Here is a 21,651-nt window from a genome sequence, read left to right on the forward strand (position 1 = left end):
CTCGCGCCGGCGTGCCGCGGTCCCAACCGACAGGACCCTCGTGGCCGCACACCGCCCCTCCGCCTCCCGCCGCTTCGCCTCCGGGAAGACCCCGGCCGCCGGGGAGGCGACCTTCGCCTCCCTCGGCGTGGACGCCGACCTCGCCGCCGACCTCGACGCCCGCGGCTTCACCGCGCCCTTCCCCATCCAGGCCGCCACCCTGCCCGACACCCTCGCCGGACGCGACGTCCTCGGCCGCGGCCGCACCGGCTCGGGCAAGACCCTGGCCTTCAGCCTCCCGCTGGTCCAGCGCCTGGCCCAGCAGGACAAGGCCCGCCCCGGCCACCCCATCGGCCTGGTCCTGGCCCCCACCCGCGAGCTCGCCCTCCAGATCGCCGAGGTCATCGAGCCCCTGGCGCGCGTGGTCGACATGGACGTGACCACCATCTTCGGCGGGGTCTCCGCCAAGCCTCAGGAGAAGGCCCTCAAGGCGGGGGTCGACGTCGTCGTCGCCTGCCCTGGGCGCCTCCTGGACCTCATGGGCCAGGGCCTCATCGAGCTCGACGAGGTGGAGATCACCGTCCTGGACGAGGCCGACCACATGGCCGACCTCGGCTTCCTGCCCAACGTCCGCCGCATCCTGCGCGCCACCCCGCAGCGCGGCCAGCGCCTGCTCTTCTCCGCCACCCTGGACAACGGAGTGGACACGCTGGTCAAGGAGTTCCTGCACGACCCGCTCCTGCACTCCGTGGCCCCCTCGACCTCGCCGGTGGACGCCATGGCCCACCGCGTGTGGATGGTGGCGGACAAGACCGCCAAGGACGGCATTGTGCGCCGCCTCGCCTCCGGGCAGGGGCAGCGCATCCTGTTCACTCGCACCAAGCACCTCGCCCGGCGCCTGGCCCGCAAGCTCGTCCAGGCCGGCATCCCCGCCGTCGAGCTCCAGGGCAACATGAGCCAGAACGCGCGCGAGCGCGCCATGCGGGCCTTCTCCGCCGGGCAGGTCCATGTCATGGTCGCCACCGATATCGCCGCCCGCGGTATCGACGTCTCCGGGGTCGAGCTGGTCGTCCACGTCGACCCGCCCGCCGAGCACAAGGCCTACCTGCACCGGTCCGGTCGCACCGCCCGCGCCGGGGCCGCCGGAACCGTAGTCACCCTCGTGCTGCCCGAGCAGGGCCGTGACGTCCAGGTCCTGCTCAAGAAGGCGCGGATCCGCGCGGATATCGAGCGCATCCGGCCCGACGACGACGCCGTCACGGCCCTCGTGGGGCAGGTCGCCGACGCCGTCGCGCTCGAGGACATGCCCGAGGGCGTGGCCGTCAAGGGCGGCAGCCCCAGCGGGCGGGCATCCACCGGGCGCCCCGGACACGGTCATGGGGAGGCCGGGCGAGGCCGCTCCGGCCGCGGAGGCCGTAGCGGGGGCGGAGGCCGAGGTCGAGGTCGCGGGTCCAAGCGGAGCAGCGGGAGCGGTGGGAGCGGCGTGCGAGGGGGCGGCCACTCCACCGGTCAGCCCGCCGGGCGCGGCGGGCGAGGCGGAAGTGGCGGACGGCGCCACGGGGCCAAGCGGGGCGGTGGACACCCGGCTTAGGCTGCGTCGCGAGATAAGGGCCGAGAGGGAGGCCTCGGAGGCCGACGCCGTCGGGCCGCTCCGCGCTCGCGCCCCTCAGAGCCGCTGGATGGCGGTGCTGGCCGCGCGGGAGCAGACCGGCGGTGCTACGGTCGAGTGGCTGATGATGACCGGGAAAGTGAGTGGAGATCGTGACAGCACACCTTTCGCGGCGTGCCCTGACCGGCGCGATGGCGAGTCTGCTCCTGGCCGGGTGCGCTTCTCGCGGGCCGCAGCAGGCGGCCGTGCACCCCACTCCGCCGTCGCACCTGCGCTCACGAGGGGCGAGTGTTGCCCCGAGCCTGCGGCCGACGTCGGGGGACCTGTCGGTCCCTGCCGCGTTCTCCTACACCGACACCGACGACGAGACCTCAGACTGCATCTTCTACGCGGCCGCCGACGTGCCGGTGGGGCTGGTCGTCTACCTCGACGGCGACGGCCAGCCCTTCCACAGCCAGGGCGGCCAGAGCCGGAGTGCGAGGTCCCGCGGTGGCCTGGCCGGTGCCGGGGGAGTCGTCGAGGCGGCGGGCGCCCGTGGCTACGACGTCGTCTCGGTACGTTCTCCCGGGGACGAGGGGATCTGGTGGCTGGATGACCAGGATGAGAAGGTCCGCTACCTGGAGGAGGCCCTCGAGTACGTGGTGGCCGAGTGCGGGGCCAGCACGGAGCGGGTCTGGCTCGTGGGCTACTCCGGCGGCTCGGAGTTCATCAGCCAGTGGTTCTTCCCCGCCTACGCCGAGCGCATGGCCGGTGGCGGTTTCCTTCTCTTCGGGGGCGGCGAAGCTCCGGAGAGTGCGACGGCGACGTTCTCCGATGACGTCAAGGGGCGCCTCTTCCTGAACTGGGTGACCGGGACGCGTGACGTACCCGGCGACGGCGTCGACGGCTTCGACGGTATCGAGCGCGCCCGCAACAGCCTGTCCTACTACCGCTCGGCGGGATTCAGCCATACCTGGAGCGAGTGGCCCGACGACGACCACGGCAGCATCACCGAGAAGTTCGGCCGCTACCTCGGTCGCGTGCTCGATGCTGCCAAGGAGGGCGGCTGAGCTCACCTGCCGGTGGCTTAAGAAGGGCCGGGCACGGGTGGCCTGGGCCTGGCGGTGCGTGCGGCCTTGTCGGGCCGATGCCTGCCGGGTTGGCTCTGGCCTACGGCGGGCAACTCGCTTCCCATGCCCGCCTCGGTCCACGAGCTTCGTGGGCATTCCTACATGAGGCACCGAGCCTCCTTCGCGGGCATTCCTTATGAGTCTCGTCGGGGGCTGGCGCGACAAGGCGGTCGTGGTGGAAGATGACATCGGCGCGGGCTCCCAGGACGAAGGGATTGATTAGACACCACTCATCGTCCCTGCGGGGCCCGCGCCCCCGTCCTAGCGACACACCACCCCCGTCAAAACGGCTCAGACACCCCCACCCACCAACTTTGCCGACCCCCTGTGGTTGTCTCAGGTCGGTTCGGCTGGGCGACCTGCGGGTCGGCGCTCAGCGCCGTCAGTCGAGATGACCTCAATGCCTGCCTCGCAGGCCGCCAGGAAATCTACGCCGGGGCCGAGGCGGCGGGGGGTACCCCCTGTGGGGCTCGAACCCACGACCTTCGGATTAAAAGTCCGTAGAAGCATCATCGTCTGGCTCGAGCACGCCGATGTGCTCGCCCGCAACTACTGGACTCACTGCGCCTCTATTGCCAGCAATAGCGCTATTGCTGGCAATGCCAGCAATGACGGCAGCAAGGGGGCACTCCGATGAAGCCCCCAGTCCGCCACGGCGGAACCCCTGCAATGACGCGGAACCACCCCCTCCCAAGGGGACCGTCTCCTCCCGATTGCTGGCATTGCAGCAGTTGCCAGCAATAGCGGCAATGCCAGCAAACCCGGCAAGACCACCCCGAGCCAGGAGACAACCATGACACTCAAGACCATCCCACTGACCCTCCCCCAGCAGGTGCTGCTCACCCTCGCAGTCGAGGAGCAGGTCACCGACCTCAGCAACAGAGCGAACAACCCCGACCTCACCGACCTGTCAACCAACGCGTTCCTTGAGGACTACCAGAACCTTCTGCAGCTCATCGCCGACGTCGTCGCCGTCCAGGTCGAAACCCCGACACCCGAGGAGACACCATGCACAGCATGACTGACCTCGAGGCCGCATGGGTACGCCAACACGCATGGACCCCGACCATGCGCAAGACCTACAAATCCACACCAGCAGTACTAGTCATGTGCCCCTGCGAGTACGGACCATGCGGCCACTGCGCATCCGGCCACCACGCAGCATGCGCCCACAACGACCCACGCAATGCCCAGTGGACAACCAGTCTCAGCAACGCTCCCGCTGGCTGGATCACCACCGCCGACGAACAGGTCCCCACCCTTGGCGGCGCTGAAAGCTGGCAACTCTGGGAGGCCGGCGTCCAGCACGACGCTCGCTGCTGCTGTGCCCGCGAAGACCACCACGGCGCCCTCAAAGAGCCCACCGACCCTAACGACGGCCAGCAGACCACCATCTACGACTTCCTCAAAGAAGGAGCAACCCCATGCAGTGCCTGAACTTCCTGCAACACCTCCTGCTCATGGAGGCCCTGAACGAGCTCACGAGCAGCGTCCGCAACCGCGTCGCCGCCGGCGAGACCCTCCTACAGGAAACACTCCAAGAACTCGAAACCATCGAAAAGCTCCTCGACACCGGCACCGTCCACATCAAGCCACTACCAGGCGCCACCCGAACCACCAACAAGCAGATCGGAGAAGCAGCATGAGCGCCGTCACCGACACCATCCGCAAGCTGTTGGCCATCGCCGAGGACTCCTCAGCCTCTCCACACGAACGCGAGGTCGCCGCCAACCGTGCCGCCAAACTCATGGCCAGACACACCATCACCTCCCTCGACCTCAACACAGCCCACACCGAAGAGATCACCACCACCAGCATCTTCGTCCCCGGAGGTCCCTCAACACCCTCGCTCGCCCAGGTACTCGGGATAGGCAGGGTAGCCAGAGCCTCAGGAGCACGGATCTACTACAACGACAATCGACGCCGATACCACACGGACACCGGCCCCGGCATCACCGTCCACATCGCCGCCTTCCGCACCGAGCTCGACACCCTCATCCCACTAGCCAGCTCACTCATCGCCCAGACCGCCCTCGCCTGGACCACCTGGCGACGCAGCCACCGCTACGACTACCAGTGGATGACCCCAGTCGAGAAGAAAGAGCTCCGAGCCGGATACGTCTACGGCTACGCCGAAGGCGTCGCACAACGAATCAAGTCATCCAGACAGGAAGCCGTCCAGGAACGAACCAACTCCGGAGACACCAGCACAGCCCTCGTACTACGCACCAAGGAGCAAAGACTCGAAGACCACATGAACAGCCTCAACCTCGGAGCCCCCAAAGACCTAACCCTCGACCCCGCCGGCGTCGCCGACGGTCACGACGACGGCTGGGCATCAGGCCTCGGAAGCCCAACCAACAAAACAATCAAAGACCTCAACCCCAACCTCATCACCCAGTAACGAACGGAGACACCATCATGGCCGGAGACACCATCATCACCATCATCGGGAACCTCACCGCAGACCCCGAGCTCCGCTTCACGCCCTCCGGGGCAGCGGTAGCCTCCTTCACCGTCGCCTCCACACCACGCACCTTCGACCGCGCCGCCGGCGAATGGAAGAACGCCGAAACCCTATTCATGCCCTGCCAAGCATGGCGACAAATGGCCGAGAACATCGCCGAGTCACTGACCAAAGGCACACGCGTCATCGTCCAAGGACGCCTCACCCAGCGCTCCTACACCACCCGCGAAGGAGAGCAGCGCACCGTTGTAGAGATGCAGGTCGACGAGATCGGCCCCTCCCTGCGCTACGCCAAGGCCCAGGTCACCCGCCAGCCGCGCGGCGGCGGCCGGGGAGGCTTCGGTGGCGGCCAGGGCGGCGGCTTCGGCGGCCAGAGCCAGTCCGGGTACAACGCCCCCGCCGGCGGCGCCGCAGATGACCCGTGGGCCACGGGCGGCCCCACCACCATCGGTGACGAGCCCCCGTTCTAGGGCTGCAACGACGCCGCCCCGTTCCCACAAGTACACCAAGGAGCAACCACATGCCCATCGTTATCGCTGTCGCCAACCAGAAAGGCGGCGTCGGAAAAACCGCGACAACCGTCAACCTGGCCGACGCCCTCGCCCGCAATGGGCACCGCGTCCTCGTAGTTGACGCCGACCCCCAGTCCAACGCAACCAGCATCCTCGACGTCGAGCTCGACCCCACCGAGAGTCGAACGCTGTACGACGTCCTCACCGCCGTGGCCACCAGCCAGGCCGGCGCCGGCGCCCTAGCCGCCGCCATCCACCCCGCCGGCCCCGCCTGGACAGGTATCGACGTCATCCCAGCACAGCGCGAGCTCGCCTCACGCGAAGCCGACAACAGCCCTGGGCGCGAGTTCCACCTACGCACCGCCATGGACGGCGCCATCGACGACTACGACGCCGTCATCATCGACTGTCCACCATCGCTGGGGGCGCTGACCCTCAGTGCACTCGCCGCCGCCACGCACGTCCTCATCGTCACCGAACCCCGCGCATCATCAGTCGACGGCGTCCGTGAACTGGCTGTCACGATCGACACGGTCAGGCGGTACTACAACCCAGACCTCACCACCGCAGGCATCCTCATCAACCGCTGGAGAAACGACCGGCTCGATCGCGCAGTATGGCGCAAAGAGCTCCACGACACATACGGCCCCGGCATCATCGACCACCCTCTACCCGAGAGGGAAATCGTCGCCATCGCGGCCACCAACTGTGTACCCGTACCTCGACGCGAGGCGTCCGCCTACGTCGCCGCCATCGAGGCCGTAGCGCGCCACGTCCTCACTAACCAGGGCAAGGAGGCAGTCAGGTGAAGCCACAGCCCCGCCGACGAGCAGTCTCTATCCCAAAAGCGACAGGCCCGGACCCTGCAGCGCTGACCGCCGGCCAAGCCGCTAACGCCAGCAATGCCAGCAATAGCGGCAATGCTGGCAATAATGGTGGAGCTGGCGGCGCTGACGCTCCTGTCCTCAAGAAGATCACCATCCGTGTCCCAATCGAGCTCGCAGGCAGAGCGCGCTCCGTATGGCGCCTAGAGAGCGCCCAGCCATACACCCCCTACCGCTCCTACAACGAGCTGATGACCGACTTCATCGAGGCCGGCGTCACCGAAGCCGAGGAACGCCTCAACGGAGGCAGACTACTGCCCCCAACACCCGCCGGCCAGATACCCCGAGGCCGCCAACCCCAGTAGGGCACGACAGACAGGCAGAGACGAGGGCGCGTCTGGAGCTCGCACACGCGAGCCCCTATAGCGCCCCTCCTCTCTCTTCGCAGCGGGAACCGGCTCGAGGGATCAATCATTAAGAGGTGGCAACGTGCTTAAGAATTGTCAGCGACACCGACGCCCCCACCCTCCTGGTCGAGGCGTGGGAGGCATCCATGCAGGGGCAAGGCCTGTCTGCGCGCACCATCACCGAACGAATCCGTGTCATCAGGCAGATCACTGCCGCTACCGGCACCGACCCCGCAGCACTCACCCCACAGACCATCAGCACCTGGCTCGCCACGCTCCCCAGCGCAGCCACCAAGAACGCCTACTTCACGGTACTGAGGGCCTGGAGCACGTGGCTCGTCCAGTCCGACCACCGCGTCGACGACCCCACCACCCGCGTCCCCAGACCCAGGACCCCGGCCGGCCATCCCAGACCGGTCACCGACACCCAGCTCGACGCCGTCCTCGCACTCCCACTCCGACAGGACACCCGAACCAAGATCATCCTCGGCGCCTGGGCGGGTATGCGTGTCCACGAGATCGCCAAGATCCGTGGAGAGGACATCAGTCCCGTCGCCGGCACCATCACCATCACCGGTAAGGGCGGCCGCACCGACACCCTCCCCGCCCACCAGCTCATCCTCCAACAAGCCTGCTACTACCCTCGCCGAGGCCTCTGGTTCCCCTCACCTCGAGACCCGTCCGCGCCCGTACAGGCCAAGACCGTCAGCAGAGTCATCAGCGACGCGTTCGACCGCGCCGACGCCCCAGCTACAGCCCATCAGCTCAGGCACTACTTCGCCACCAGCCTCCTGCGTGCAGGCACCGACAGTCGAGTCGTCCAGAGCCTCATGCGCCACGAGTCCCTGGCCACCACCGGCCGCTACCTCGCCGTCGACACCGACCAGCAGCGCACCGCCCTAAGCGCCCTAGTACCCACTCCCAACGCCACCCAACGTAGAGTCGACGCCAGCCCAAGCCGAAAATCTGAGTAGCCATGGCCGAGCAAATCAGCCACAACCGGCAGCAAATCACGATCGGCGCCCTACCCCAACCTCCGTGCTAGGGGGTCGGCTTGGATGGACGGGAGAACGAACAAGACCCAACAAGACACCGGCGTCAGCGACCAACAGAAACAGGAGTATCACCTTGATGCGATATCGCTGATGTGATATATTAGATTCATGCGATGGACAGTTGAGTTCTCCGACGAGGTTCTGACCTGGTATCGGGACCTGACCCCCGAGGGGAAGGCGGCGACCCGTCGCGTGCTGGCTCGGCTGGAGGATGCCGGGCACATGCTCGGTATGCCGTTGTCGAAACAGCTGGGTGGAGGCCTGCGTGAACTGCGGTTCACGTGCGAGGGGGTGGCGAGACGGATCACGTACGTTCTCGAACCTGAGCGGAAGGCCATCACGTTGACCACCTTCCGTAAGCAGCGCCAGAACGAGCGGCGGGAGATCCTGCGAGCCCGGCGGGCCCAGGCAGCTCACCAGTCCACCCAGGCAGCGACCAAGGACGCCCGAAAGAAGAGGAAGTAATCATGAGGACCACACCGTTCCGGCAGGCCGAGGCCGAGGCCCTGGCCGCCATGACCCCGGACGAGCGTGCTCGATTCGACGCCGCTGAGGCCGAGGAAGAAGCCCGTCTGCAGCTCGCCGAGCTCGTCTACGGCGCACGCACGCGTGCAGGACTGACTCAGACCGAGCTGGCTAGACGCATGGGAACCCAGCAGTCGGTCATCTCCGCCGTCGAGAACGGTGGGCAGGTCCCCTCCGTCTCGACTCTCTGGCGCATCGCCCACGCACTGGACCTGCGCCTGACCATCGACATGGCTGCCGCGAGCTGACTGCTGAAGCGTGAGAGCCCCCAGATAACGCCCAGTGCAGCCATCCGCGACGCCCTCAGCATCTACCTCGCCAACCGCCAGAGCATTCCCACCATCTGGCAGCTGTCGCTCTCGACACTAACCAAGAAACGCAACTCGGCAGGGAAAGTAGAACACATGATCATTCAACCTCAATACTTAGACTCGGCGATGCTCGCTACATTCTTGGCCAATATCGAGGGCGGAGTGCGTCAGTCGCTGTCTTCAAGGACCTCCCAGACGAAAGGAGGGGGAGGTGGTGTTGATCTGGGGTTAGTTAAGACTGAAGGTAGTCTTTCAGGAGAGCAAGAGACGGAGCTCACCTACGAGGATCATGACGCGTCGCGTCTCCAGCGCCTTATTGCGGCTGGGAATTCCGATTCGGAGGGGTTGGCCTGGGTTGAGGTGGGGAACCCTGACGTTGATTTTAAAGACATTGGCATGGGTGCGGTAATCCACTGGGAGTGTGATGTCTACATTCCGGACGCTATTAATGCGTTCTCCAACCCTAAGGTAAAAGAAGGTCTACAAGTCATGGAAGACCTGATGCCGCAGGCGAGCGCCCTCAAGCTCGACGTAGAGGGTCTTCCTACGCCCAAGGAACTAGGTGCCATGGCTGCTGCTATCAATAGCTTTGGTGTTGCTCCAGTAGTTATAGGAGAGGATGATTGTACTGGCTGGAGAATTATTGGGTCACTCAAGCCTGAGTGCATCGTTGGTTCCGCCGAGATTGACGGCCGAGCTCGCATAATAGCCAAAGTTAAGAAAACGATCGGTAAAGACAGTTGGTATCTCCTTGCGTCACTTCCTGGGATGAACCTCATCGGTCGCGATGAAAGACGCAAACTTGAGCGTCAAGGACCACAGGAGGATCAAGAAGGGTTGTTCGAGAAAGGTCCGCTTCTGGTGGTGGAATACCTTGCGGTCTATAGTTAAATGGTGGGCGTCAATGTTGGGTTCAGTGGAGTTCCTCAACTCGAAACCAAGACAGGGGATGTATGTGACGCATTTTGCCTCGCCAGTTTCGTGTACCTATACCTAGACGATGGTGGCGAGTTGCTGAACTGACAACATCGCCGCTCTCGCAATTCGGTGCCAGCACAAAGCTCTTGTGCTGGCACCGCTGCTTGTCTGAGTGGTGTGCGCCCACGCCCTACGAGAGGGGTAGGAGCCCGGCGGCAGGCGCCGGGACCACCCGAGCTCGCAACAAGGGGGACACGCATGAGTGAGTACAGCATCAGCTCGCCAGGACCGGCACTGATGGTCGAGTACCTGCCGTCAGGAGTGGTCTACGCGGCCACCGAGGACCTGCCCGCGGCCGCGCGCCAGGTGATCGAGGGCCTCACGGCCTCTACCGGCCCTGGCAGTGAGATCGAGTGGCGTGGGCCCGGGCCCGCAGCAGCAGACGTCGATATCGAGGTCGCCTGGGACGACCAGGCGCAGGCGGTCGCTTACAGCGTCCGTGGCCGGCCCGAGCGCACGGTGGCGCTCGACGACCTGAACCAGGCACTGGCCCAGGACTGGGACCACTACAGGCAGGACGTGGACGCCGCAGGCCAGCTGCTGGAACGCCTTGATGCGATCACCAACCCGGCGGGACTGGGCGTCGAGGAGACGCAGATAGGCTTCGACCCGTACAGGCGCACCGTCACGGCCCAGGTCATGGTGCTCCCGGAGCGCACCGAGCACGGGCTACTACCTACTCCCGGGATGAGGGGTGAGCTCACCGTCGAGGAGACGGGCCAACGGGCGTTCCTAGGCCTTCAGGGTGCCCAAAGCACAGGCAGACTGACGGACGAGCACGCTCGCCAGCTGCTCTCCTACGCCGTACAGGAGGCGCGTCGGGAGCCTGGGCAGGCGGCCTGGGAGGCCCTGCACCCCCACACGGCCGGCCTCCGGGACCACGGCCTCGAGGTTGAGGATCCCGCCCTCCACTGGGACCGTATGGTCGGTGTCAGCGTCCAGGTCCACCCCCCGGCCGTCGAGGCCGGTCCACTGGGGTCCTGGGACGAGCAGTCAGTGACCTTCTCACTGGACGGTGACGAGCTTGCGATACGCGCTGGCGGGCCAATCACCCAGGAGCTGCGCAGCGGCGTGCTCGACGCAGGCGACGAGCGCACCATGTGGCTGTCCCCAGACCTGGCCGCCGCCCCTGGGGTAGGCGAGATGAGTAGCACCGAGGTGGCCGCGACGATCCTGGGGATGTCCCAGGAGGAGTTCGACGCAGCCGCGAGCAGCGTCCGTGAGGGCCTGGTAGCAGCGCGTGACGCGGCCGCTCCGCGCCGGTCGGCCACCAGCATCTTCAACGACCTGCGCACGCACCTGATCCGGGTCGGCTCTCTCTTGCCGGACGCTGCCCGCGATACCGCGTCCACCAGCTTCGACCTGGACCGGGGTGTGGCCTGGGTCAGGGCCCAGGCCATGGACGCCTCACACCGCCCCATCACGATCGGTGTCCCCGTCGACCCGGACAGTCCCCTGCTGGAGGTTGTCGACCGTCAGGTTGTGGAGCCCGGCACCGTGGGGCCGTGGGTGGATCCCACACCGTTGAGCGACGCCGAGCGCTACGAGGCTGCCACCCCGGTCAGCGAGGAGCAGGCCGGGTGGGACATCGACTCCGCTGTCCTGCGTGACGCCGACGAGCACACCGCCCGCACCTGGGCCACATGGCGTGCCGCCGGCGCCCAGGGCTGGAGCACCCAGGAGGCCGCCGCCCTGGAGCGCTGGGCACAGGCCCAGGCGACCCTGGCCGGCGACGACGCCCACGTCACGATCCACGAGACCGTACCGGGCAGCGCCCTCGAGACTGATACTGCTACTGCCGCCGCTGGGCGGCTGATCGACCTGCAGGGCGGTGGTCTGGACTGCCGGGTGGCCACCACCAGCCCGGGAGAGGTGACGGTGGCCACCCCTGCCGGCGTGGCCACGATGACGACCACCGAGATGATGGACCAGGTCAGGGCCTCCTGGCCCGACACCACCACCCAGACGCTCGAGCACATATCAGGACGAGATCAGGCTCTTGACCTGGGCCCACAGGTTCGTGAGCGGGCCGAGACGGCGATGCTGACGGTCTACACCACCCCGAGCTGCATGGGCTGTGAGATGACCCGTCGCCAGCTCGATAAGGCCGGAGTGGCCTACGAGGCGGTGGACCTGTCTGGCCGGCCGGACCTGGTGGAGCAGTTCAGGGCCGAGGGGCTACGCCAGGCGCCGATCATCGAGACTCCTGACGGTCAGCGCACGGCGGGCTTCGACCCGGCCAGGATCAAGGCGATCGTGGCCGCAGCCACCCCGCAGCAGGCCACCGGCAGCCCGGGACAGTCGTCGGACAGTGGCGGGGCCAGACCTTCGCATACACCCCACCAGCGGTCTCGTGGGCACGTAAAGGGGATGCACCTGTGAAGAGCGGGAAGATGGCTCTTGGCGTGCTCCTGGTGGTGCCTGCCCTGACCATGTCACTGATGTTCGCCTCTGGGGGTGGGGGCAAGAACGGTGAGGACGAGAAGAAGGCAGCCGGTGGGGCGGTCCCGGTCAACGTCCCGGCCGAGTACCAGGCTGACGTGTCCCGGGCAGGCTCGATCTGCCCCGAGATCACCCCCGCCGCGATCGCCGCCCAGATCACCCAGGAGTCGGGCTGGCAGCCACAGGCTAAGAGCCCCGCCGGCGCGCAGGGGATCGCACAGTTCATGCCCGCCACGTGGAAGACCGTAGGCAGGGACGGTGATGGTGATGGGCAGGCGGACATCATGAACCCCCATGACGCTATCTACTCCCAGGGCACCCTCATGTGCTCCCTGGCCGCCGAGATGAAGCAGCTCCTCGACTCCGGCAAGGTCAAGGGCGAGGTGCTCAGCCTCGCCCTGGCTGCCTACAACGCCGGCTCCGGAGCGGTCCGCCAGTACGGGGGTATCCCGCCGTACGCAGAGACGCAGAGCTACGTCGAGAAGATCACCTCCATGGCCTCCCAGTCCCAGGGCGGCGGCGGTGGGGACGGTTCGAGAGGCTCGACGATCCTGGCCGTGGCCCGATCCAAGATTGGCAAGCCCTACGTATGGGGAGCAGCCTCCGACGACGTCGGCTACGACTGCTCAGGCCTGGTCCAGACCGCCTACGCCGCCGCTGGTGTCGAGCTGGCCCACTCCTCAGCGTCCCAGTGCACCGCCGGCTCACGCGTCAGCCAGGACCAGGCCCAGCCCGGCGACCTGGTGTGCTGGGACGGACACGTCGCCGTCTACGCCGGAGGCAACACGATCGTCGAGGCCGCCACCGAGGGGATTCCCGTCAGGGAGACCACCGTCTACCAGATGGCCGGCGGCCCCTACTACGTCCACATCAACTAGCCCACGAGGAGGCACCCATGAGATCAGCGACACGACTACTCACGGCCCTGGTCACAACCATCCTGGCGACCGGGGCAGCGGCGTGCTCCCAGCAGCACGCTTCCAGCGCACCATCACCGAGCGGTGGAGAGGCCTCACGGACGGCGACAGCGAGTCCTGCACCGACACCGGTGGTCCTCGGCGAGGTCGACGAGACGGACCCCGACTCCGTGGCTGACGCGGTGGCCGTGGCCCTGTCGGTACGCGACGCGCGTACCGACACCAGCTCCCAGGCCGTGTGGGAGCGTGCCCAGCCGCTGCTGACCGGTGACCTGGCCGCTTCCGCCCAGGACGCCGGCGCCGCCGACGTGGAGCGCCCCGACAACCGGTGGGTAATGATGCAGCGGCACCAGGCCCACGACGTCGTCGAGGACATCGACCGCGCCACTGACGACCCCGTTCCTGACACCGTCACCAGGGCGCAGCGTCAGCGGGCTGTCACCGTCAGAGCTCACGGCGATGACGGCTGGAGCGGGCTGGTGCGCACTACCCGTTACTGGCTGACCCTGACCAACGTGAACGGGGCGTGGAGAGTCAGCGCCGTGCGCTCCACCATCGACTAGCCACCAGACGGTCCCGCGTGCAGGTGAAGCGGGGCACCCAGGTAAGTTCCTGGGTGCCCCGCTTGCTTGTGTGGTGTGGGTTCAGGTCAGGGCGCCCGTCAGGGCGGCGCCGGCGGCCAGCCAGGCGCGCCTGGTGGCTGCTCCCAGCGAGTCCAGCAGCAGCGGGCTGTTGGACATCGCTGGGTCGTAGGGGATACCGACGGCGGCGCGCGCCATGCCGTTGAAGACCTCGACGTAGTGGGCCGGCGACGGCTCTGAGGCCGAGGCCTGGGAGACGATGACGGTTGCCTGGTTGGCAAGTCTCTCACCGTGCCGGCCGCTGCGAGCCAGCCCGTCAAGCAGGAGCCTGGCCGACTCAGCGTGCTCCGGACGGGTGATGGTCGGCACCACGATCGCGTCGGTGCGCTCGATCATGGAGCCCCATGCCGGCAGGGACTCGTCGTTGCCCGTGTCGATCATGATGATGCGGTAGTAGCGAGCCAGGACCGCGTGCACGGCCCGGAAGCTGGCCTCATCGGCCGGCTGCTCGCTGGACAGCTGCGTGGGGTCAGAGCGCAGCACGTCGAAGCGGTCCACGCTCTGGTGGTGAGTGAAGCGCTCGAGGTCCGAGGCTCTCGCCTTGGTCCCAAGCAGGTAGCTGGCGCGGGGGAGCAGGTCAGCCACGGTCGCCTCATGGCCACCAGACTCAGTCCTCCAACCCAGTGTGCCGCGGGTCGAGTTGTTGTCCCAGGCGATGACGTTACCGCCACCGTAGCGGGCCAGGAGAGCCGACAGCAGGATCGTCGAGGGCGTCTTGGCTGACCCGCCCTTGCCGTTGACCACGGCGATCGTTCTGGGGCCCACCCAGTGCTGGGAGACCTTGGTGATGTCGTCACGCTCAGTCAGCTCGGCCCTCGAGGGCGCCAGGTTCAGACCCATGGCGTTGAGCAGCCCACGCACCCCGTGGTGGGCGGGTCCCTGGGTCGTGATCTCCTCCAGCAGGGACTGCCGGCGCAGCTCGGCCTGGACCTCCCTGCGCCTGGGCTGGTGCACCGGGGCCGGTGCAGCGGGCTCGTGCTCCTGCACGCGCGGCACCGAGGCTGCTGGAGGCTGTGGCTCCTGCGGCGGTGCGACAGCCGGAGCCGGCCGCACAGGCTGCACGGGTTGCTCCAGCGCTGGTGCTGGCGTCGGGGCAGCCGGTGCGGGGGAGGGTGCTGTGGACGGTGTGGTGGTGCGTACGGTCGGGGGAGGGGCGAGTGAGGGAGCGGGAGGGGGAGCGGGCTCGGCCGGCTTGCGTTCCTCGTGCGCGGGCAGGTGCGTGGAGCCGTCGGGGTTGATGAGGAAGTCATACACCCCTGAGGGTTCCGTGCTGCGTACGGTGAGGGGGCCGCCGAGGTCGGCGGCGGAGCGGCGTAGCAGCTCAAGAGCCTCCATGCGTGCGTTCTCTACGGTCTTTGCGCGCAGGGCGTGGAAGGTGCCGTCTATCGACACCGATGAGCCGCCCTGGTCACGCAGCTCGACACTTGCCCGAGCCGCGTGCTCTGTCGCCTGTTGCGTGGCTGTCATCGTTCATCCGTCCTTCCTGCTTAGTTGTCGGCTGGCTCGTGGCGCGGGCCGGCCGCCGGCGGCGTCTCGCGCGCCGGGGTGGTGGCGGTGCGGCGGGGGCGTGGGAGCTTGGCCGGGTCGACGAATCCCACGCGCAGCAGATCGGTCCTGGCGAAGCCGGCGGCCTGGGCGGCCTTCCACGCGGCTCGGTATGTCTCGACGTCTGCGAGCAGTGCGGTCAGTGCGGCGCCGAGCTCGCGCGCTCGCCTGTCACGGTCGCTCTCAGCGGCCAGCAGCTCGTCGACCGGGTTCATGTCGGTGGGTGTCACGGTTTCTCCTACGTTCAGGGTGCGACCACCCCGCTGGCGGCCGCTCACCCACTACGTAAAGCGTGGGCGCACACCGGCGGTGCCCGCTGTCTGAGCCGTGCGAGGACACCCGAGCCCGTGCAGCTGGCGGGCCCTTTTAGATCGCGGCGTTGCGCAGCGCCTCGAGAAGAAAGATCTCGAGCTGTGGTCGCGGCTCGCGCAGGATCAGGAGCATGTTGTCGACGGCGTCCTGGACACGGATGTCGGTAAGTGCCTCGCGGATGGGGAAGGCCCCGAACAGTGCGTCGCAGTAGAAGCAGCCGCTGGAGAGGTAGGAGGTCCCGGCAGTGCGCGAGGCGCGTACCTTGATCGTGGAAGCCAGTGGGCTGCCCACGAGCGTGAGCAGGTCGCGCACGTACTCCAGCTCGATGCCGGCCGAGACGTCGATGACGTCGTCGGGGCCGGTGAAGTCATCGACGTGAACGAAACCGAAGGCCGGCGATGTTCTCCCGCAGCGCCAGCACCCCCAGGCCACCGCACGCACGCACACGTCAATGTCGGGATAGTCGCACACCAGTGTGCCGACCATGTCCCTGGCCGAAGGAGTCAGCATCGACATTGCCTGTTCCATACCCCGAATGCTAACGCCAGGTGAATAACGAGGGCGAGCATGTACGGACCCGCACGTCGAGCGCCTGGGGGCGCTCGACGCCCGACCGGACCAGACCCGAACCCAGCCACCCACCCGGGGTCACCGTGCGCGGCCGGGCAAGCACCCAGGGCCGGGAAGCGTCGGACATCAATCGGCACGGCGGCCGGTGTCCGTAGCCACCCACCTGCCGTACGCCGCCTAACACCGATTGATCATGGACGCGTGGTCACCCTGGCGGGCCGGTGGCGTCAAAGACGATTAGCAATTGCTGAAACGTAACCATGGGCCTGGTACCGCGTACGCGGAGCAAGATAGTACTTAGCACATGTGCTAAGTAGGTTTGCGCTCGACTTACCTCGTCTCGCTTGGCACACTTGTCGTGTGGTCCCTTCGGGTCGCTGCGCTGGGCATGAAGTGAGGTGGTTGCGGTGACGAGCACCGTCGATGACGCGGGCGTCGTAACGCGCGGGCCGCGTTTGGACCGTCGTCGCAGCGCGCGCACGCAAGGCGTTCGGCGTGGGCGTCTGACGGTCTATCTCACGGATGAGGAGCGCTCCTTGTTGGAGGCGCGCTCAGAGGTGTCGGGGGAGTCGATGGCGAAGATCCTGGTGGACTGCGCGCTGCACCCGGCCAGCGCGGGTGAGGGCGTGGACGCGAGTGACGTGCACGAGCTGGTGGCCCAGCTGCGTGACTACCGTCGTCAGCTCGTCGGCGTGACCACCAACTTGAATCAGATCGCCTACCACGCCAACACCACCAGTGAGGTGCCCGCGGACTTCGCGGCGCTGGTGGCTGAGGTTCATCAGCTGCACGATGACATCAACGCGATCCTGGTCGGAGCGCGCCGATGATCGCCGCGATCAGCGACGGCGGCAACACGGCCGGGCTGCTTCAGTACCTTGTCGGCCCGGGGCGGGCCAACGAGCACACCAGCCCGCACCTGGTGGCCGGCTCGGACGTCATCATGCGCCGCTGGGGCGCGTGGGACAGGCTCAGCGCCGCCCAGGGATTCGAGATCGCCAAGTACGTCGACCAGTTCATGAACGAGACCGGCACCCGCTCCATGGGCAGCCGGCGCGTGGTCAACATGGACAAGATCGACGAGAAGACCGGTGAGCCTGGTGTGCGTGAGGTCATCGAGGGGCCGGTCGCTGACCACGTGTGGCACTGCTCCCTGTCCCTGAGCCCTGAGGAGGCTGCCCAGGGCGACGAGAGGTGGCAGCAAATCGCACGCGACTTCGCAGACCAGATGGGCTTCACCGGCGCCGACGGCAAGGCGCCGTGCCGGTGGGTCGCCATCCACCACGGGTCCGCCAAGAACGGCGGCGACCACATCCACATCGCCGTCAACATCATTCGGGAGGACGGCACCAAGTGGAGCAAGTGGCAGGACATGGTCAAGGCCAGCGCCGCATGCAACAAGCTCGAGCACACCTACGGGCTGGAGGTCATCGAGTCCCGAGAGCACGCCCGTAGCGCACGCGCCGACACCGCCGCCGACCTGCAAGCCTCAGCCCGGCGCGGCCAGGACCGCACCGACCGAGAGATCCTGCTGCCCCGCGTCCGTGCCGCAGCCACAGCGGCCACCAGTGAGCGCGACTTCGTGCTGCGCCTGCGTGAGCTCGGCGTGCGGGCCCGGCCGCGCTTCGCGCGTGGACGCACCGACGTCGTCGAGGGCTACAGCGTCGCGCTGCACAAGCCCAAAGGCCACAAAGCGCAGTGGTACGCCGGCGGCAAGATCGCACGCGACCTGACACTGAACAGACTGCGCACACGATGGCCCGACACACCGGCATCGGCCCAGCTGGCCGTCGACACCTGGCGCGACGCCTGGAAGGGAACGCTCCCCGCCCGTGAGACGGTGGCCAGCTCCGCGCAGCTCAAGGCACGTGCGGTGGCCCTAGAGGTCTACCGCACGCGCCTGGTTGGTCTTGATCCCACCGACGCCACGGCACTGGCTGACGCCACCACCGACGTCGCCGGCCTGCTGGCCGCCGTCGCTCACGGCTACGAGGCCGGCACGCCCGAGCGCGCCATGATGGAGCGAGCCTCCCAAGCCGTGGGCCGCCACGCACAGACCAAGACCCGCAGTGCCGAGTCCAACCCCACCAGTGACGCCATCGTCCTGGCCGCCGGCCTGATCTCGACGGCGCACATGCGCCCCGGTTTCTCCAGCGGCGTCCTGGTCGCGCTGTCCGCGTTGCGCCTGGCCGACGCCCTGGCCGACCTCTACCGGCAGACGGACCAGACCCGCACGGCGCAGCACGTGCGGGACAACACCGTGCAGACATTCAGGCGTCTGCACGCCGGCGTGCCCGACCTGGAGCTCTTCGCCTACCGGCGCCTGGTTGCTCAGGCAACCAGCGGCCAGCTTGAGGCCACCACGGTGGCTGCGCCGGCGCCTACCGCGCCGTCAGCTGTGCCCCGAGCTGACACGCCCCGGCAGGCAGGCGGACAGCAGAACGACGACGGCATGAGCGATGAGCAGCGCTCCCGCATCCAGCGCATGGCCGCCCTGGCCCAACCGGTCGGCGCCCCGCAGACCGGTGGTTCACCGGTGCCGACCATGCCGAGGACAGCGCCGAAGCAAGCCACGAGCCGTAAGTCAGCCCGGGCTCTGTGAGCCCACGCGCTGGATGCAAGGCAGACCCGGCTCGCCGTTGCGCACCGAGTACTCCGGCGCGCAGTCGACAGGTGTAACATTGGTGGGTGAAACTAGCCTAGCGGGGGCAAGGAGGAATATTTTGACCCTCGATGCAACGCGCCAGCACATCGAACGTGCTGTCAACGACCTAAGAGACCTCGTGTGGGAGACCCAGTCCTCCGCGATTGCATCGGCTGACACCCGCTGCCGTGGCCTCAAGCACAATGACTACTCTTATCTGCGGCCGATTATGACCCGCACCGTCTTCCGCGACGAGCTCGGCAACGTGGCCATGCCCAAGGGGTGGACCCTCGGCGGCGAGCCAAGACGCATGGCGCAGACTCTCATCACCGGTCACGGTGTGTGCCTGCGATACCTCAAGGAGCGCCGAAGCACCTACCCGGGTGGCGTCCCCGCCGCAGGACACACCGCCGCACGCAAAACATACTGGGAACAGCCACTGTTCACGCAGTTCAAGGAAGGCGAGTGGGCTCAGCCCGAGGAGCCAGTCAGGACCACCAACCTTCTCCTGCTGTGGGACTATCTTTCCCCGGCCGACGCGGACAGCGCCTTCACCATGCGTATCGTCCGCCCCACCGGCGCCGGGCAGTACGGGCGCTGCACACCCTTCGACATCAGCGTTGACCTCGCCCCCAGCCTCGGTCTGGAGCACGGCCTGAGGTTCCGTGGGGACGCGGACGACACCGACTTCTATGCCGACATCGACGACTTGGAGCAGAAAGATGGCAGCTGACCTCCACGCCACGCCGTTTCGCGGGGAACGTCTCCGCGACCTGGCTGAGATGGAAGGTCTGTCTATGCGCGACCTCGCTGCCGCGCTCGGAACCACCCAGAACCGCATATCAAAGATCGTCAACGCGAAGAGCCGGCTCACCCCCGACATCATCGAGGCGGCAACCACGACCTACGGGGTTCCCGCCGTGTTCTTCTCCGTCGTGCCCGCGCAGCAGGACCAGGCCGCCATAACGTTCCGCAAACGGGCGTCCAGCAGCATCCGTGCCGATAAGCGCATCACCCGTTTGTTCCGCGAAGCCGCACGGCTGTGGAGGACCGCCTCCGAGAGCTCGGGCTTCCGCACCGTTGACATGAGCGGCCTGCGCGAGCTCGTGCGAGACAATCGTGTCGAGGACGTCGCTGTGGCTTTGCGGAAGGAGGACGGACTCGGCTCCGAGGACCCGATCCCGAACATGGTGCGCTTTACCGAACGCCGTGGTGTGGGCGTCATCCTCGGACTTGACCCCCTGCTGTCCCAGCGCCTGACCGACGAGTACAACGAGCTTGGGGACAAGGATTACTCAGGTGTTTCCTCCCCCTCACGTTTCGAGGACCGTCCCCTGGTCACGACCGTGGCACCGCAACCCGGGGCTGTTACCCGCATGACCATCGGGCACGAGCTCGGGCACATCATCTTCGACCCCGACCTACAGGTCTCGCCCCGTGCTCGGGAGATCGAGGAGAAACGGGCATACAGTTTCGCCAGCGCGCTCCTCCTGCCCGAGTCCATGATGCGTCGCCGCGTCTACGAGGACATGACCCTCAACTCCTACCTGCGTATCAAGGCCGACTACGGGGCCTCCGTCAGCGCCATAGTGATGCGGGCCCAGAGACTCGGCGTCATCTCCAGTCGGCGTGCACGTAGTCTTCACATCCAGATCTCCTCACGTGGTTGGAGAGACAACGAGCCGGTCCCGGTGTCCGATGAGCACCCGACTCTCTTGTACCAGGCCACACAGCGTGCCTGGCCCGTCAACACCATCCGCGCGGCCGCTGAGGACGTCGGCGTCAAGCACAGCCTTATTTCCGCCTGGACAGAGACGAAGCAACCAGCCGTGACTGCGGTCCGCGAGACCAACACCAATGTTGTGTCTCTGACTGAGCGTCTTGCCTCCAGACGCTGCGAGAGCCCATCACGGTCGGTTTCAGCGTGCTCCAGCGGACGGATGCTGTGAGCGCACGCGCCACGTAAAGACCATGAGCAGTAACCAGGAGATCCCGCCGCTCCAGCACGCGAGTCTGGACCGGTTCGTCGAGGACTTCATCGCGGTGGTCTGGGAGCGTCCCACCGACGGCTCCCAGACCCTGACGTGGTGCCCCCAGTGGTGGTGCCACGACGAGGCAGTCTTCCGGCTCACGGCGTTGTGGACGGCGTGGGAGCACATGCGCCTCCACGACGGCCCCACCGCCATGGCCGCCTGGCTGACCCGCTACGCCGACCCCATCATGGCGATCGTCCTGGACGCTGAGGCCGGCCCGTTCCGGGGCTGCAAGTCCGACCGTGGCCACAAACCCATGCGCCCCCACAAGAACGCCGCCCTACCCTGTCAGCCGGCCCCCGCCGGCCTGTTTGACGGCAGGGTCGCCGACGCGCAGGAGAAGGGGCTGGCCCGGCTTCAGCACGCGAGTCTGGACCGGTTCGTCGAGGACTTCATCGCGGTGGTCTGGGAGCGTCCCACCGACGGCTCCCAGACCCTGACGTGGTGCCCGAAGTGGTGGTGCCACGACGAGGCCGTCTTCCGGCTCACGGCGTTGTGGACGGCGTGGGAGCACATGCGCCTCCACGACGGCCCCACCGCCATGGCCGCCTGGCTCGTCGAGTACGCCGACCCCATCATGAGCGTTGTCCTGGACGCCGAGGCCGGCCCCTTCCGGGGCTGCAAGTCCGACCGTGGCCACAAACCCATGCGCCCCCACCAGAACGCCGCCCTACCCTGTCAGCCGGCCCCCGCCGGCCTGTTCGACGAACGCAGCTGACCCCCAGCGTCAGGAGGGCGAGAAGGATGGGGCCTGCCACGGTGATCGTGGCA

Annotated in this window: 23 protein-coding genes; 20 read left to right on the plus strand and 3 right to left on the minus strand. The window is 67.2% G+C overall.

Annotation, left to right across the window (positions count from 1 at the left end; all coding sequences use genetic code 11):
- Positions 1–40: 40 nt before the first annotated feature.
- The 15 genes from EL340_RS13425 (at position 41) to EL340_RS13490 (ending at position 13,698) form a co-directional block, all read left to right on the plus strand.
- On the plus strand, positions 41–1,570 hold the full coding sequence (locus EL340_RS13425) for a DEAD/DEAH box helicase (RefSeq protein ID WP_126415038.1): 1,530 nt from the start codon (positions 41–43) through the stop codon (positions 1,568–1,570).
- A gap of 209 nt (positions 1,571–1,779) precedes the next feature.
- Positions 1,780–2,637, plus strand: coding sequence for an alpha/beta hydrolase (locus EL340_RS13430; protein WP_126415520.1), 858 nt, complete (start codon positions 1,780–1,782; stop codon positions 2,635–2,637).
- 853 nt (positions 2,638–3,490) lie between these two features.
- Positions 3,491–3,718 carry a hypothetical protein gene (locus EL340_RS13440; protein ID WP_126415040.1) on the plus strand — a complete coding sequence of 76 codons (228 nt, stop codon included), beginning with the start codon at positions 3,491–3,493 and terminating at the stop codon, positions 3,716–3,718.
- Positions 3,715–4,134, plus strand: a complete 420-nt coding sequence (locus EL340_RS15020; protein ID WP_164719398.1) for a DUF6248 family natural product biosynthesis protein — start codon at positions 3,715–3,717, stop codon at positions 4,132–4,134. The genes EL340_RS13440 and EL340_RS15020 overlap by 4 nt, the downstream gene beginning before the upstream one ends.
- Positions 4,122–4,343, plus strand: coding sequence for a hypothetical protein (locus EL340_RS15025; protein WP_164719399.1), 222 nt, complete (start codon positions 4,122–4,124; stop codon positions 4,341–4,343). Before EL340_RS15020 ends, EL340_RS15025 begins: the two co-directional genes overlap by 13 nt.
- The gene (locus EL340_RS15030; protein WP_164719400.1) at positions 4,340–5,101 is read left to right on the plus strand and encodes a DUF2786 domain-containing protein; all 762 of its coding nucleotides are present in this window, start codon (positions 4,340–4,342) and stop codon (positions 5,099–5,101) included. The genes EL340_RS15025 and EL340_RS15030 overlap by 4 nt, the downstream gene beginning before the upstream one ends.
- A gap of 17 nt (positions 5,102–5,118) precedes the next feature.
- On the plus strand, positions 5,119–5,634 hold the full coding sequence (locus EL340_RS13450) for a single-stranded DNA-binding protein (RefSeq protein ID WP_126415042.1): 516 nt from the start codon (positions 5,119–5,121) through the stop codon (positions 5,632–5,634).
- A gap of 50 nt (positions 5,635–5,684) precedes the next feature.
- Positions 5,685–6,485 (plus strand): ParA family protein, encoded by an 801-nt coding sequence (locus tag EL340_RS13455; protein ID WP_126415043.1) that lies wholly within the window; start codon positions 5,685–5,687, stop codon positions 6,483–6,485.
- Positions 6,486–6,981: 496 nt separating this feature from the next.
- On the plus strand, positions 6,982–7,881 hold the full coding sequence (locus EL340_RS13460; RefSeq protein ID WP_126415044.1) for a tyrosine-type recombinase/integrase: 900 nt from the start codon (positions 6,982–6,984) through the stop codon (positions 7,879–7,881).
- A 189-nt stretch (positions 7,882–8,070) separates the two neighbouring features.
- Positions 8,071–8,427, plus strand: a complete 357-nt coding sequence (locus EL340_RS13465) for a type II toxin-antitoxin system RelE/ParE family toxin (RefSeq protein ID WP_126415045.1) — start codon at positions 8,071–8,073, stop codon at positions 8,425–8,427.
- Positions 8,428–8,429: 2 nt separating this feature from the next.
- Entirely contained in the window at positions 8,430–8,735 is a 306-nt protein-coding gene (locus EL340_RS13470) for a helix-turn-helix domain-containing protein (RefSeq protein WP_126415046.1), read from the plus strand.
- A 156-nt stretch (positions 8,736–8,891) separates the two neighbouring features.
- Positions 8,892–9,689: a DUF6414 family protein gene (locus EL340_RS13475; RefSeq protein WP_126415047.1), complete on the plus strand. Its 798-nt coding sequence runs from the start codon at positions 8,892–8,894 to the stop codon at positions 9,687–9,689.
- Positions 9,690–9,974: 285 nt separating this feature from the next.
- On the plus strand, positions 9,975–12,158 hold the full coding sequence (locus EL340_RS15605) for a glutaredoxin family protein (RefSeq protein WP_232023101.1): 2,184 nt from the start codon (positions 9,975–9,977) through the stop codon (positions 12,156–12,158).
- Positions 12,155–13,096: a C40 family peptidase gene (locus tag EL340_RS13485; RefSeq protein WP_126415048.1), complete on the plus strand. Its 942-nt coding sequence runs from the start codon at positions 12,155–12,157 to the stop codon at positions 13,094–13,096. The genes EL340_RS15605 and EL340_RS13485 overlap by 4 nt, the downstream gene beginning before the upstream one ends.
- Positions 13,097–13,113: 17 nt before the next feature.
- Positions 13,114–13,698 carry a hypothetical protein gene (locus EL340_RS13490; RefSeq protein WP_126415049.1) on the plus strand — a complete coding sequence of 195 codons (585 nt, stop codon included), beginning with the start codon at positions 13,114–13,116 and terminating at the stop codon, positions 13,696–13,698.
- Between the two features lie 81 nt (positions 13,699–13,779).
- Here EL340_RS13490 and EL340_RS13495 read toward each other — a convergent pair whose 3' ends face one another.
- The 3 genes from EL340_RS13495 to EL340_RS13505 all read right to left on the minus strand — a co-directional run bounded on the left by EL340_RS13495 (position 13,780) and on the right by EL340_RS13505 (position 16,161).
- The gene (locus tag EL340_RS13495; RefSeq protein ID WP_126415050.1) at positions 13,780–15,243 is read right to left on the minus strand and encodes an ATPase; all 1,464 of its coding nucleotides are present in this window, start codon (positions 15,241–15,243) and stop codon (positions 13,780–13,782) included.
- A 20-nt stretch (positions 15,244–15,263) separates the two neighbouring features.
- The gene (locus EL340_RS13500) at positions 15,264–15,551 is read right to left on the minus strand and encodes a hypothetical protein (protein ID WP_126415051.1); all 288 of its coding nucleotides are present in this window, start codon (positions 15,549–15,551) and stop codon (positions 15,264–15,266) included.
- 136 nt (positions 15,552–15,687) lie between these two features.
- Entirely contained in the window at positions 15,688–16,161 is a 474-nt protein-coding gene (locus EL340_RS13505) for a hypothetical protein (protein WP_126415052.1), read from the minus strand.
- 449 nt (positions 16,162–16,610) lie between these two features.
- On the opposite strand from EL340_RS13505, the gene mobC reads away from it, so the two are divergent.
- The 5 genes from mobC to EL340_RS13530 all read left to right on the plus strand — a co-directional run bounded on the left by mobC (position 16,611) and on the right by EL340_RS13530 (position 21,598).
- Complete coding sequence (mobC, locus tag EL340_RS15610) at positions 16,611–17,033, plus strand: plasmid mobilization relaxosome protein MobC (protein WP_232023102.1); 423 nt, start codon at positions 16,611–16,613, stop codon at positions 17,031–17,033.
- Entirely contained in the window at positions 17,030–18,805 is a 1,776-nt protein-coding gene (locus EL340_RS13515; protein ID WP_126415053.1) for a relaxase/mobilization nuclease domain-containing protein, read from the plus strand. The genes mobC and EL340_RS13515 overlap by 4 nt, the downstream gene beginning before the upstream one ends.
- A gap of 271 nt (positions 18,806–19,076) precedes the next feature.
- A complete protein-coding gene (locus tag EL340_RS13520; RefSeq protein ID WP_126415054.1) occupies positions 19,077–19,580 on the plus strand; it encodes a hypothetical protein in 504 nt (167 codons plus the stop codon).
- Positions 19,570–20,796 (plus strand): XRE family transcriptional regulator, encoded by a 1,227-nt coding sequence (locus EL340_RS13525; protein ID WP_164719401.1) that lies wholly within the window; start codon positions 19,570–19,572, stop codon positions 20,794–20,796. The genes EL340_RS13520 and EL340_RS13525 overlap by 11 nt, the downstream gene beginning before the upstream one ends.
- A 22-nt stretch (positions 20,797–20,818) precedes the next feature.
- Positions 20,819–21,598 carry a DUF4913 domain-containing protein gene (locus EL340_RS13530; protein WP_126415056.1) on the plus strand — a complete coding sequence of 260 codons (780 nt, stop codon included), beginning with the start codon at positions 20,819–20,821 and terminating at the stop codon, positions 21,596–21,598.
- The last annotated feature ends 53 nt before the right edge of the window (positions 21,599–21,651 follow it).

This window comes from Actinomyces viscosus, from assembly GCF_900637975.1.
GTDB lineage: Bacteria > Actinomycetota > Actinomycetes > Actinomycetales > Actinomycetaceae > Actinomyces > Actinomyces viscosus.

Bases quoted from the DNA above. Each gene is read 5' to 3' on its own strand.
- EL340_RS13495 (WP_126415050.1), bottom strand. From the start codon at position 15,243: ATGACAGCCACGCAACAGGCGACAGAGCACGCGGCTCGGGCAAGTGTC.
- EL340_RS13465 (WP_126415045.1), top strand. From the start codon at position 8,071: ATGCGATGGACAGTTGAGTTCTCCGACGAGGTTCTGACCTGGTATCGG.
- EL340_RS15020 (WP_164719398.1), top strand. From the start codon at position 3,715: ATGACTGACCTCGAGGCCGCATGGGTACGCCAACACGCATGGACCCCG.
- EL340_RS13515 (WP_126415053.1), top strand. From the start codon at position 17,030: ATGATCGCCGCGATCAGCGACGGCGGCAACACGGCCGGGCTGCTTCAG.
- EL340_RS15025 (WP_164719399.1), top strand. From the start codon at position 4,122: ATGCAGTGCCTGAACTTCCTGCAACACCTCCTGCTCATGGAGGCCCTG.
- EL340_RS13490 (WP_126415049.1), top strand. From the start codon at position 13,114: ATGAGATCAGCGACACGACTACTCACGGCCCTGGTCACAACCATCCTG.
- EL340_RS15030 (WP_164719400.1), top strand. From the start codon at position 4,340: ATGAGCGCCGTCACCGACACCATCCGCAAGCTGTTGGCCATCGCCGAG.
- EL340_RS13525 (WP_164719401.1), top strand. From the start codon at position 19,570: ATGGCAGCTGACCTCCACGCCACGCCGTTTCGCGGGGAACGTCTCCGC.
- EL340_RS15605 (WP_232023101.1), top strand. From the start codon at position 9,975: ATGAGTGAGTACAGCATCAGCTCGCCAGGACCGGCACTGATGGTCGAG.
- EL340_RS13430 (WP_126415520.1), top strand. From the start codon at position 1,780: ATGGCGAGTCTGCTCCTGGCCGGGTGCGCTTCTCGCGGGCCGCAGCAG.
- EL340_RS13450 (WP_126415042.1), top strand. From the start codon at position 5,119: ATGGCCGGAGACACCATCATCACCATCATCGGGAACCTCACCGCAGAC.
- EL340_RS13470 (WP_126415046.1), top strand. From the start codon at position 8,430: ATGAGGACCACACCGTTCCGGCAGGCCGAGGCCGAGGCCCTGGCCGCC.
- EL340_RS13455 (WP_126415043.1), top strand. From the start codon at position 5,685: ATGCCCATCGTTATCGCTGTCGCCAACCAGAAAGGCGGCGTCGGAAAA.
- EL340_RS13520 (WP_126415054.1), top strand. From the start codon at position 19,077: ATGACCCGCACCGTCTTCCGCGACGAGCTCGGCAACGTGGCCATGCCC.
- EL340_RS13440 (WP_126415040.1), top strand. From the start codon at position 3,491: ATGACACTCAAGACCATCCCACTGACCCTCCCCCAGCAGGTGCTGCTC.
- EL340_RS13505 (WP_126415052.1), bottom strand. From the start codon at position 16,161: ATGGAACAGGCAATGTCGATGCTGACTCCTTCGGCCAGGGACATGGTC.
- EL340_RS13475 (WP_126415047.1), top strand. From the start codon at position 8,892: ATGATCATTCAACCTCAATACTTAGACTCGGCGATGCTCGCTACATTC.
- EL340_RS13530 (WP_126415056.1), top strand. From the start codon at position 20,819: ATGAGCAGTAACCAGGAGATCCCGCCGCTCCAGCACGCGAGTCTGGAC.